Genomic DNA, 11,435 nt, shown 5'->3' on the forward strand with positions numbered 1-11,435 from the left:
GGCGGCGCCCCACCAGTTGAGCCTGCGGTGAAGTGCCAACCCATCTTCCTCGAGGAGAGGCCCGAGAACCTCAACCAGATGATGGGGTCGCTGGAGGATCTGCCGACAGGGGACTGCCATGCCGCCACCGATCAAGTCGCGAAGACCCTGACCGGAGCACGCGTAAACGACCTTCGACACGCGCGTACGGCAGATGGCGCCGGCACACATGGCGCAAGGTTCGGTGCTGGCATACAACGTCGCGACGCGCAACGTTTCTCGAGGCAGCGATCGTGCCGCTTGACTGACGAGGTTGAGTTCCGCGTGGCGAGTTGGGTCGTGCTCCCGAGTCACGGTGTTACTGGCCGACAGGACGATCGCGCCGCTGACGACGAGCACGGCACCAAAGGGCTCGTCGCCCTGGGCATGCGCCTGCTCGGCGAGTGCAAGAGCCTCGCGGAGAAACGTTTCGTGAGTACCGTGGCTAGCGCTCATCGTTTCGGCCGCCTAACGCCAGCGGTCAGCCGCGCGGGCCGCAGGCCCGCGTCGGCTGCACCGCGTTGTTAGCCTGTCGTCAATCATCTTGCCTACGTCCCTCTCTCGCAATTGGCCAAGAGCAACTCACCAGCCTCAGCTAAGATCGCCTCAGAAAACGGAATCGGATGCGACGAAATCGCGAAGTGCGTGTCGTCGAAATTATGCGCGTTCACCAGCCAACACCCCAGTTGCCAGACAAGGTATCGATTCGCGCCATCTCCGTTGAAAGGGATCTGCCAATAGGCGGCAGGAAGATCGTGGAACGCTACCAGGGCACCTGGTTGGCTCTTATCAGCGAAGGCCTCCGCGGCTGCACTGCTCGACGGATAGAGGAGCAGGTCGGCGTCCGAGTCGTGTCCTGTCGCGGCGTCGCAGTAGATCCTGTACCCGTTCTCCCTGGCGTACGCGCCCCGCAAGAATGGACCGGGACTGTCCCACGTGCACTTCGCATCGACGACTCGGTCGAGCGCCGCCACTACCGGGTCCGGGTCCGGGGTACGGGTCACCGTAGGTGTTCTCGTAAAGCTGGGCGAGGGAGCCGGCTCGGTCAGTGTCGGCGTCGCGGGGCATCCGCGCAGTGCGTTCCCGACGGAGCGCAAGATGAGCACCACCGGCACGCACTCTGGCAGAGAACAGGCATACTCGGGGCAGGCCGCAACTGGCTCGCGCTCCAACGCAATATTCACAGCCAAGAGCAACTCGGCGATTTCAACCACGCCGTCGCTGTCGCAATCGCCGTGACAGGTCTCGCTTGCCCACAGAGGCGGCGCGGCGGCGACAATTGCAGAGGCAAGGAGCATGGCGCTCAGCGGGCGGGCGGCCCCAAGCAAGTTCAACGCAACTGAACTACGGAAGAACAGTGTCATGGCAGCATCTGGAGAAGGGCTAACGCCAGCGGTCAGCCGCGCGGGCCGCAGGCCCGCGTCGGCTGCACTGCGTTGTTAGACGCTTCCTCGGCCGCAATCTCGACCCGCTTCACGGTTCGGGTCTCAAGATCCACGCAAAACATTCGGCTGTGCTCGTCGGTGATCACGAGGCTGTTGCCCTCGAGCACCATCGAACGGATGAAGATCCACTGAACATCCTCCTCGGTGAACGGCCAGGTCCATACGCGATAGATGGTGAGATCCCAGAGCTTGCGGCCGGTGGCTTCGCCGTACGCTTCGATATACCCGCGAGTGCCGTCATCATTGGGAACCACTATGTGAGCGCCTTGATAGATCGCCGGCTCGATCACCGGGGGCGGGGCGTGCTTCGCAACGGCGGCAGTGGCGACGACGATCGCAGCGAGCGAGATGACAGTGCGCATGGCGTCTAACGCCAGCGGTCAGCCGCGCGGGCCGCAGGCCCGCGTCGGCTGCACCGGTTTGTTAGACGCTGCCTCGGCCGCAATCTCAACCCGCTCCACGGTTCTGGTCTCAAGATCCACGCAAAATACGCGGCCATGCTCGTCGGTGATAGCGAGGCTGTTGCCCTCGAGCACCATCGAGCGGATGAAGATCCACTGAATGTCGGTCTCCATGAATGAGAACGGCCAGATCCACACCCGATAGATCGTGAGATCCCAGAGCTTGCGGCCCGTGGCTTCACCGTACGCTTCGATGTAGCCGCGAGTGCCGTCATCATTGGGAACCACTATGCGGGCGCCTTGGTAAACTACCGGCTCGATCACCGCGGGCGAGGCGTGCTTCGCAGCCGCGGCAGTGGCTACGACGATCGCAGCCAGCGAGAGAAACGTGCGCATGGCGTCTAACTACATTTATCCAGACTAACGGTTTTCATGACCCCCGCCTGTGCGGGGCGGGATAACGGGATCGGACCGTGTGGGAGAATAGCGCCGAATTCGACGCTGGTCCAACAACTTCCGTGGCGCTGGTGCAGGTGGCGCTGGAGATGGCATAGCCGCCTGGCCAGGCGGCATAACGGGCGAAGCGCAGAGTCGATCGGCCGGGCTCGAGACGCCGCGACCGCCGCGGTTGAGAACGTGCGTGTAGATCATCGTGGTCTTCACATCGCGGTGGCCGAGCAGCTCCTGCACGGTGCGGATGTCGTAGCCGTCCTCCAGCAGATGGGTGGCGAAGCAGTGCCGGAGCGTGTGCGGCCCGACGGCTTGCGCCAGGCCCGCACGGCGCGCGGCGGCGTGGATGGCCTTCTGGATCGCGGTCTCGTGCAAGTGATGGCGGGTCGGCGGGCCAAAGCGCGGGTCGGTACAGATGCGGGCGGCCGGGAAGACCCATTGCCAGCCCCATTCGCGGCCCGCACCCGGGTACTTGCGCCCCAGGGCATTCGGCAACCTGGCCTCGCCATAGCCAGCGGCAAGATCGGCGGCGTGGCGGCGGCGCACGGCATCGAGGTGCGTCGCCATGGGTCCCGCCAGAGCGGCCGGCAGTACCGTGACGCGATCGCGGCCACCCTTGCCGTGGCGAACGAGGATCTCGCCACGCTCGAAGTCGAGGTCGTGCACACGCAATCGGAGGGCCTCGATGACCCGCAGGCCTCCGCCGTAGAGAATCATGGCGGCGATCCACATCGTCCCGTCGAGCGCGGCGAGCAGTCGGGCAACCTCAGCCCGCGTGAGGACGACCGGCAGGCGCTGCGGCCGCTTCGCCCGCACGACCTCGTCGATCCAGCCGGGATCGCGGCCAAGCACCTCGCGGTACAGGAACAGCAACGCCGCCAGGGCCTGGTTCTGGGTCGAAGCGCTCACCTGCCGTTCCACCGCCAACGCGGTCAGGAAGCGGCGGATCTCGCCCTCCCCCATCTCCGCCGGGTGACGCGTGCCATGGAAGAGGATGAACCGCCTGATCCAGGCGACGTAGGCCTGCTCGGTGCGATAGCTGTAGTGGCGCACCCGCACCGCGTCGCGCACCTGGTCGAGGAGGCGCCGCGGCCGTTCGGGCGGCGCCGGGTCGGTGCGGAGCGTCGACACGGTCTCCTCCCTCCCCCATCACCGGAAGTCGTGCGACTTCGGCAGCGGCGGCGGCTCGTCCTCGGGGGTGAGGCGCATGCGGTAGCCGCGGCCGGTCTGATCGATGCGCTGCTCGGGCAGTTGCAGCGGGGCGAAGCGGCGGGCGCGGACGTGGACGACGTCGTCGACGCGCTGCACCGGACCCTCGACGAGCAGCAGCGAGGCGGTGTGGACGAGGCTGCGATGACGCTCGAAGACGTCAGGCGTGACGACGGCGTTGCCGATCCCGGTCTCGTCCTCGAGGGTGAGGAAGCAGACGCCCTTGGCGCTCCCGGGGCGCTGGCGGACGATGACCAGGCCCGCGATCCTCACCACCGTGCCGTGTCGGGCGCGCCCCAGGTCGCGGGCGGAGAGGACGCCCCGTGCAGCGAGGTCGGAGCGGAGGTATTGCATCAGATGCGGGCCAGCGGTGAGGCCGAGGGTGGTGTAGTCGGCGAGGGTGCGGTCGAGCGGCGACATTTCAGGCACGTTGTTAGTTGTTAGGTTGTTAGTTGTTAGGCTCGAGGGCGTTGCAGAGACTGGATGAGCCGGTTCAGGAGTCGCGCGATCGAGTCCACCTGGCGAAGAAGCGGCAGCACTTGCGCGCTCGAGGCGAGGTGGACGGTCGGAAGCAGGAGCAGATATGTCTCCAGCTCCCTCAGGCTGCCCTGAGCGATGCGAAGGAAGTTCACGAAATCCTTCCGCGTCCCCCTTCCGCTCCCCTCCGCGATATTCGCCGGCACCGATATGGCCGCTCGCCACATCTGGCTCGCGAGCCCGTATCGCTCTTCTTTCGGCAGACCGCGCGTCAGGTGATAACACGCCTGTGTCAACCGCATCCCCTGCTGCCACACGAGAAGTCCGCGGTACGATCTGAGATCGCGCGCCATGGACAGCTTCAGTACCTTCTGTCTCCGGCACTGCGTAGGCTGCTCGACTCGTCTCGCGGAATCGAAGCAATGCACCCTTGGGGATGGCAGCAGCTTGCCACATGGCCTGACGGCGGGTGAGGCCGAACGGCGCCAACGCACCGGCATGTGCCAGTACTTGAAGCTCGTCGTCGCGCAGATCCGCGCGAATGGCGACGTCGGCCACCGATTCGAACGGCGCACACTGACGGGCAGCCACGATGCGGTGGCCGGCCTCCTCCCGCAACCCCGACACGTAACGCAGCCCCAACCTGAGGGCGGGGTTCGGCGCGGCCCTGTCCATCGGCGGTTCGTCGGCCGTACCCCGTTCACCTCCTTCTGACCTACCAACGTAACAACCTAACAACCTAACAACCTCGCTCTCCAGCGTGCACGTCCACTCCGACCGCGTCACGTCCACCGGGCGCACGCGCAGGCCGTGGCGCTGGGCGTCCTTCACCAGGGTGGCCGGGTGGTAGAAGCCCATCGGCCAGTTGTTGAGCAGGGCGCAGGTAAAGGCGGCGAGGTGGTGGCGGCGCAGGTAGGCCGAGGCGTAGGCGAGCAGCGCGAAGCTGGCGGCGTGCGATTCGGGGAAGCCGTAGAGCGCGAAGGAGGTGATGCTCTTCACGATCGACTCCTGCGCCGCGCCGGTGATGCCGCGGGCGGCCATGCCGGCGCGCAGGCGCGCCTCGATCTCGCGCATGCGCGCCAGCGAGCGCTTGAAGCCCATGGCGCGCCGCAGCTCCTCGGCCTCGCCGCCGCTGAAGCCGGCGACCGCCATCGCCATGCGCAGCAGTTGCTCCTGGAAGAGTGGCACGCCGAGCGTGCGCTCGAGGATCGGCTCGAGGTCGGGATGCGCGTAGGTCACCGGTTCGCGCCCCTGGCGGCGGTTCAGGTACGGGTGCACCATCTGGCCGACGATCGGGCCGGGGCGGATGATCGCCACCTCGACCACCAGGTCGTAGAAGCGCTCCGGCTTCAGGCGCGGCAGGGTCGCCATCTGCGCCCGGCTCTCGACCTGGAAGACGCCGATGGTGTCGGCGCGGCGCAGCATGTCGTAGGTCGCGGGATCGTCGGGCGGCAGGCGCGCCAGGTCGACCTCGATCCCCTCGTGCTCGCGGATGAGCGGGATCGCGTCCTCCAGCACGGCCATCATGCCGAGGCCGAGCAGGTCGACCTTGATGATGCCGAGGTCGGCGCAGTCGTCCTTGTCCCACTGCACCACGACCCGGCCCGGCATTGCCGCCGGCTCGAGCGGCACCACCTCGTCGAGCCGCCCGGCCGCGATCACCATGCCGCCCGAGTGCTGGCCGAGATGGCGCGGCAGGTTCTGGATGCGGGCCACCAGATCGACCAGCAGGCGCACCCGCGGCGCCCGCGGATCGACGCCGCCGGCGCGAAGCTGCTCCGGCAGCTCGTCGAGGTCGTCGCGAAACTCGAAGCGGCGCAGCAGCTTCGAGAGCCGGTCGACCTGCGACTCGGCGAAGCCCAGCACCTTGCCCACCTCGCGCACGGCGCTGCGCGTCCGGTAGGTGATGACGTTGGCGGTCATCGCCGCGCCGCGCGCCCCGTAGCGCTGGTAGACGTACTGGATCACGCGCTCGCGCTGGTCGCCGCTCGGCAGGTCGAGGTCGATGTCCGGCCACTCGCCGCGCTCGACCGACAGGAAGCGCTCGAAGAGCAGCTTCATGCCGATGGGATCGACGGCGGTGATGCCGAGCGCGTAGCAGACCGCCGAATTGGCCGCCGAGCCGCGCCCCTGGGCGAGGATGCCGGCCTCGCGGCAGAAGCGGACGATGTCCCAGACGATGAGGAAGTAGCCGGCGAGATCGAGCCGACCGATCACCGCCAGCTCGTGCTCGAGCTGACGGCGGACCGGGTCGGTGAGGCGGCCATAGCGCTGCACGGCGCCGGCCTCGGCGAGGGCGCGCAGACGGCCGAGCGGCGTCTCGCCGGGCGGCAGCGGATAGTCGGGAAAGCGATAGCCGAGGTCGGCGAGCGTGAAGGCGCACTGCTCGGCGATGCGGCGGGTGTTGCGCAACGCTTCGGGGTGGTCGCGGAAGAGCGCCGCCATCTCGCGCGCCGGCTTGAGGTGGCGCTCGGCGTTGGCGAGCAGGCGGCGGCCGGCGGCGTCGAGCGTGGTCTTCTCACGCAGGCAGGTGAGGACGTCGAGCAGCGGCCGGCCGTCGACGGCGGCGTGGCGGACGTCGTTGGTCGCCACCAGCGGCAGGCCGTGCCGCGCCGCCGCGGCGACGAGGACGCGGTTGTGCCGCTCCTCGGCGGGATCGAGATGGCGCTGCAGCTCGAGGTACAGGCGGCCGGGGAAGAGCGGCGGCAGGCGATCGAGCGCCGCGACGTCGCGAGCGAGGCAGACGAGGCCGTCGCTGCGGCCGTCGAGGTCGTCCCAGGCGACGGTCGCCTGGCCCTTGGGCGCCCGCAGCTTGCCGTCGGTGAGCAGGCGGCAGAGGTTGCGATAGCCGGCGCGCTCGCCGACCAGCACGTAGAGCGTGCCGCCGCTCTCCATGGTCAGCGTGCAGCCGACGATGGCGCGGATCCCGGCCTTCACCGCCGCCTGATGGAACCGCGGCGCGCCGTAGACCCCGTCGCGGTCGCCCATGCCGATGACGCCGTGATCCAGCGCCGCCGCCCGCGCCACCAGATCCTCGGGCAGCGAGGCGCCGGCGAGAAACGAAAAGGCGCTACAGGAACGCAGCTCCACGTACTCAGCCAACCGTGCCTCCGGATTTTTCACACGGAGGGAACAGAGGAACGGAGAAGAAGAGGATTGAGATACCGGCGGATCCCATCCTTCAGAAGTGGAACATTGAAGTTGATGAGGAGTCCAAAGGGCTTCTGGGTGAGGCGGAGATACGTGACGACCTGCGCTGCATGAATCGGCAGAATCTTCCCGATAGCCTTCAATTCGACGACTACGAGATCATCGATGAGAAGATCGACCCTCAGATCCGCTCCAAGGCATCGTCCCTTGTAGACGAGCGGCACCGCATATTGCCGTTCGACAGAAAACCTTCTGAGGCCGAGCTCTTCGGCCAGGCATTCCTCGTAAATACTCTCCAGTAACCCTGGCCCGAGCGTGCGATGCACTTCGATCGCAGCTCCAATGATTCCCTCCGTCACCTCTGTTCCCATCATCTCCGTTCCTCCGTTCTCCGTGTGAAAAACACCTGTGGTCAGTCGTACACGCCATCGAGGAACCATCCGTTCGCGGGGTAATCGAAGTAGAGGCGGTAGACGCCGCCGTCGGTGAGGTGGGCGTCGTAGTAGTCGCGCTGGAGGAGGTCGCCGGGGCGCCACCAGTCGCCGGCGAGGCGCCAGGGGCCGGCGAGGGAGACGACCCGCCCCTGGCAGGCGTCGCCGCGCACGAACTCCGGCTGGTCGCGCTGGCAGAACACCTCCAGCGGCCGCGGCGGACGGACGGCGCGCAGCGCCAGCGGCAGCGCCAGCGGCGCCGGCGTGCTGGCCGGCGCGCCCGTCGGGGCGGCGAACGGCGCGACGCCGTACGCGTCCGGGCGATGCGAGTCGGCGACCTGCGGCGCGCCCACCGCCGCGTCGCCGCACAGCGCGCCGAGCCGCGCCAGCGTCGCCGCGAGCTGCGCCGGCGGCGGCCCGGCGGGGCGGAACAGGTCGAGCTGCGCGGCGCGCAGGCGCTCGGGGACCGCCGCCAGGCGCACGATCTCGACCGCGGCGCGCGGCGGCCGCGCCTCCAGGTGCACGCGCACCAACGTCAGCAGCGCCTTCAGCGCGTTGCTCGGCGCCGCCACCGTGACGGTGCGCTCGTCGCGGCCGCGGTCGGCGAGGCCGAGTGACAGGCGCAGATCGCCGCACACCAGGCCGCGCACCGCGAGCCGCGCCAGCAGGCGGTCGAGCAGGCCGCGCACCACGAACAGGAACGGCTCCAGCGCGTCGACGCCCCATTCGAGCTCGGCGACCTCCTCGAACTGCAGCGGCAGCGGCCGCGGCGCCAGCGGGTGCGCGTCCTCGCCGCGGGCCCGCCGCGCCAGCGCCGCCGCCTCCGGCCCGAGGCGGGTCGCGAGCGCGCTGGCCGGCAGCGCCGCCAGATCGCCGAGGGTGCGGATGCCCCAGCGCCGCAGCGTCGCGCGCAGCCGCGGCGGCGGCGCCAGCAGGTCGAGCGACAGCGGCGCCAGCACCCGCCACTCCTCGCTCGCCGGCACCACGGCGCACCCGCCGCCGCCGCGCGCCGCCAGCTCGGCGCTCACCTTGCTGCCGGCGATGCCGATCGCCGCCTCGAGCCCGAGCGCCGCGGCGCGGCGCAGCGCCGCCTGCGCCAGCTCGCGCTCGCTGGCGAAGCGCTCGCCGAGGCCGCCGGCGTCGAACCAGACGGTGCCCGGCGCGCCGTCCTCGACCCGCGGCGAGAACGAGTAGGCGACGTCGCCGAGCGCCGCCTGCGCCGCCCGCTCCGCCTCCACCGACGCGGCGCGCAGCGTGAGATCGCTGGCGATCGCCTGCGCCTGCGCCGCGGTCATCCCGATGTCGACGCCACGTCCGCGTGCCGTTGCCGACACCGCGACGATGCGGGCCCGCGGCGTCGCGCCATCGGCGATCGCCACCGCACCGCCGCGCAGCTCCGGATCGGCGCGCAGCCAGGCGGCGAGCGGGACGTCGAGCACGTGCAGGCAGGCGATGCGCATCGGCAGCCTGTCGCGCTCACGCCCGATCCACGGATGAGCACCGCACCGCCCCACGCCGCTCCCCGATGCACGCCACGCCGCCCCACCCCGCTGGCCAGCACGGGACGCATTGCCCTGGGGAGGCGGGAAGATTCGCACGCGTCGGGGCGCGGCGGGTGGGGTCGGTGTTCATCCGTGGATCCGTTCGTCACCGCGCCGCCGACGACCAGCGCCGGCTGACGATGGCCAGCTCGCGTTCGAAGCCGGCGATCTCGTCGCCGACGCTGATCGTCGCGATGCGCTCCGCGCCGCCGAAGCGGCTGCGGCGCACGGTGGCGGTGGTGGTGAGGCCGTCGAACAGCCGATCGTGCCAGTGGACGCGGCGGGCGCGCAGGCGCAGGGCGACGGCGGCGGCGGCGCCGGTGTGGCGGCGGCCGGCGAGGACGAGGGCAGCGGCGTCGGCGCGGCGCGCCGCCTGCGCCAGGCGCAACCAGGCGGCACGCGGCACCGGGCGGGTGGTGGCGGCGGCGCGATCGAGATCGAGCGCCACCAGCGCGAAGCCGCCGGCGGCGAGGATCAGCTCGGCGCACTGCAACGCCGGGCGCGGCCCCGGCGGACGCACCCAGAGGATGCGCTCGAGCACCGCCCCGGCGCGCGCCAGGCTGGGCGGATCGAGCGCGTCGGGCAGATCGACCAGCGCCGCCACCGCGCCGGCGCGCGTCGTCGCGGCGAGCAGCGCGTGCAGCACGGCGGTGCGGCCGCTCGACGGCGCGCCGCTGATTTCGCTCAGGTGCCCGCGCGGCAGCCCGCCGTCGAGCAGCGCGTCGAGCGCGGCGATGCCGATCGGTAGGCGGCGCACCGGTTCGATCGACGGCGCGCCGAAGCGCACCGTCCCCGGCAGCGTCAGGGCGGCGAGGCGTTCCCGTGCGGTGAGGGGCACGGGAGGGATCTTCGCCTAATTTTCGCCTGCCGGCAATTCGGAAATCGTTTCCGCCGCCGCGCGCCGCGCCGCCAGTGCCGCCTGCACCGCCGCCACGTCGGCCTCCTCGAAGCGGATGCGGCGGAAGACCAGCAGGCCGAGCAGCGTCACCAGGCTCTGCAGCGGCCCGACCAGCATCACCAGCCACCACAGGGTGGTCGGATCCTGGGTCGCCTCGGGGACGTAGCCGACGCCGTCGAGCAACACCCCGGCGAGAAACTGGCCCACCGCCACCGCCAACTTGAGCCCGAAGGCCCAGATGCCGAAATAGGCGCCGGCGCGCTGCTCGCCGGTCCGCAGCTCGTCGACGTCGACCACGTCGATCGCCTGCGACCCGAACAGCGTCAGGCACCCGGTGGCGACGCCGGCCACCACCATGAACGCCAGCATCGCCGCCAACTGTCCCGGCTGCACGAGCACCCAGCCGAACGGCGCCACGCAGCCGCTCAGCAGCCCGATGCGCATCGCCCGCGTCTTGCCGATGCGCCGCGACAGGCCCAGCCAGAAGGGAAACGACAGCGCGAAGGCGATGCCGAAGGTCAGCGCGATGAGCGGAAACTGCGCCTCGAGGTTCAAGCGGTACTTCACCACCACGATCTGGATGGCGGTGCCCATCGCCGCCGACACGGTCATCAGACAGAAGGTGATGAAGATCAGGCGGAAGTCGCGGTTGGCGAAGGTGTGCCCGAGGCCCTGGAGGAAGTGGGCGAAGCTCGCGGCCGGCAGCCGCTCGCGGCCGTCGTCGGACACCGTCAGCCCCGGCACCAGCGCCGCGGCGGCGACCGCCGCGCCGAGCAGCAGGCCCATCTGCGCGAAGCCGGAGCGCGGATCGGCGGCGCCGGTGACGAACATCAGCGGCACCGAGGCGCCGGCGACGCCGCCGACCAGCCCGAGCAGCGACCGCACCTGCACCACCGCGGTGCGCTCGTGGTAGCCACGCGCCAGCTCGGCGCCCCAGGCGAGGTAGGGAATCGTGAAGACGGTGAAGCAGGTGTAGAGCGCCAGGCAGACGGCGAGCAGGTACCAGAGCAGCCCGCCCTGGCTCAGCGTCGCCGGCGGCGCGAACAGCAGGTAGAAGCAGGCGCCCATCGGCACCGCCCCGAGCAGCACGTACGGCCGCCGCCGGCCCCAGCGCGAGCGGGTGGTGTCGGAGAGGTAGCCCATCGCCGGATCGGTGAAGGCGTCCCAGCCCTTGCCGAGCAGCATCATCAACCCGACCGCCGTCGGGCTGACGTGCAGCGTGTCGGCGTAGAAGAACATCAGGTAGCGGTTCACCACCTCGTTCTTGAGGCTGGTGCCGAGCTCGCCGAAGCCGTAGCGGACCTTGGTGCCGACCGGCACCTCGCGGACAGACATGAGCGGTCACTTCTAGCGGAGCGGCAGGAGGAGAAAAAAGACACACCGCCGATTGCGCGGATGGCGCCGATCCGCAGGCG

10 protein-coding genes and 1 pseudogene are annotated in these 11,435 nt (G+C 69.9%); all 11 read right to left on the bottom strand.

Annotated features, from left to right (window positions below; all coding sequences use genetic code 11):
* Positions 1-474, bottom strand: a 474-nt coding sequence (locus KF840_19885; protein ID MBX3027167.1) for a nucleoside deaminase, incomplete at its 3' end; no start/stop codon positions are given.
* 92 nt (positions 475-566) lie between these two features.
* Positions 567-1,382, bottom strand: a complete 816-nt coding sequence (locus tag KF840_19890) for a hypothetical protein (GenBank protein ID MBX3027168.1) — start codon at positions 1,380-1,382, stop codon at positions 567-569.
* 32 nt (positions 1,383-1,414) lie between these two features.
* On the bottom strand, positions 1,415-1,825 hold the full coding sequence (locus KF840_19895) for a hypothetical protein (GenBank protein ID MBX3027169.1): 411 nt from the start codon (positions 1,823-1,825) through the stop codon (positions 1,415-1,417).
* An 18-nt stretch (positions 1,826-1,843) separates the two neighbouring features.
* A complete protein-coding gene (locus tag KF840_19900) occupies positions 1,844-2,260 on the bottom strand; it encodes a hypothetical protein (protein ID MBX3027170.1) in 417 nt (138 codons plus the stop codon).
* A 24-nt stretch (positions 2,261-2,284) separates the two neighbouring features.
* Positions 2,285-3,385, bottom strand: a complete 1,101-nt coding sequence (locus tag KF840_19905; protein MBX3027171.1) for an integron integrase — start codon at positions 3,383-3,385, stop codon at positions 2,285-2,287.
* A 593-nt stretch (positions 3,386-3,978) separates the two neighbouring features.
* The gene (locus KF840_19910; GenBank protein MBX3027172.1) at positions 3,979-4,353 is read right to left on the bottom strand and encodes a four helix bundle protein; all 375 of its coding nucleotides are present in this window, start codon (positions 4,351-4,353) and stop codon (positions 3,979-3,981) included.
* 64 nt (positions 4,354-4,417) lie between these two features.
* Positions 4,418-7,102 (bottom strand): annotated as a pseudogene (locus tag KF840_19915) (error-prone DNA polymerase).
* 17 nt (positions 7,103-7,119) lie between these two features.
* Positions 7,120-7,524 carry a GxxExxY protein gene (locus KF840_19920; GenBank protein MBX3027173.1) on the bottom strand — a complete coding sequence of 135 codons (405 nt, stop codon included), beginning with the start codon at positions 7,522-7,524 and terminating at the stop codon, positions 7,120-7,122.
* Positions 7,525-7,562: 38 nt separating this feature from the next.
* Positions 7,563-9,041 (bottom strand): DNA polymerase Y family protein, encoded by a 1,479-nt coding sequence (locus tag KF840_19925; GenBank protein ID MBX3027174.1) that lies wholly within the window; start codon positions 9,039-9,041, stop codon positions 7,563-7,565.
* A gap of 187 nt (positions 9,042-9,228) precedes the next feature.
* Positions 9,229-9,960 (bottom strand): hypothetical protein, encoded by a 732-nt coding sequence (locus KF840_19930; protein ID MBX3027175.1) that lies wholly within the window; start codon positions 9,958-9,960, stop codon positions 9,229-9,231.
* A 15-nt stretch (positions 9,961-9,975) separates the two neighbouring features.
* Positions 9,976-11,355 (bottom strand): MFS transporter, encoded by a 1,380-nt coding sequence (locus KF840_19935; GenBank protein ID MBX3027176.1) that lies wholly within the window; start codon positions 11,353-11,355, stop codon positions 9,976-9,978.
* Between the last annotated feature and the right edge of the window lie 80 nt (positions 11,356-11,435).

The organism is bacterium (assembly GCA_019637795.1).
Lineage (GTDB): Bacteria > Desulfobacterota > Binatia > HRBIN30 > CADEER01 > JAHBUY01.

Coding starts and splice junctions, on each gene's coding strand:
- KF840_19910 (MBX3027172.1), bottom strand. CDS start 4,353: ATGGCGCGCGATCTCAGATCGTACCGCGGACTTCTCGTGTGGCAGCAG.
- KF840_19895 (MBX3027169.1), bottom strand. CDS start 1,825: ATGCGCACTGTCATCTCGCTCGCTGCGATCGTCGTCGCCACTGCCGCC.
- KF840_19925 (MBX3027174.1), bottom strand. CDS start 9,041: ATGCGCATCGCCTGCCTGCACGTGCTCGACGTCCCGCTCGCCGCCTGG.
- KF840_19920 (MBX3027173.1), bottom strand. CDS start 7,524: ATGATGGGAACAGAGGTGACGGAGGGAATCATTGGAGCTGCGATCGAA.
- KF840_19935 (MBX3027176.1), bottom strand. CDS start 11,355: ATGTCTGTCCGCGAGGTGCCGGTCGGCACCAAGGTCCGCTACGGCTTC.
- KF840_19900 (MBX3027170.1), bottom strand. CDS start 2,260: ATGCGCACGTTTCTCTCGCTGGCTGCGATCGTCGTAGCCACTGCCGCG.
- KF840_19890 (MBX3027168.1), bottom strand. CDS start 1,382: ATGACACTGTTCTTCCGTAGTTCAGTTGCGTTGAACTTGCTTGGGGCC.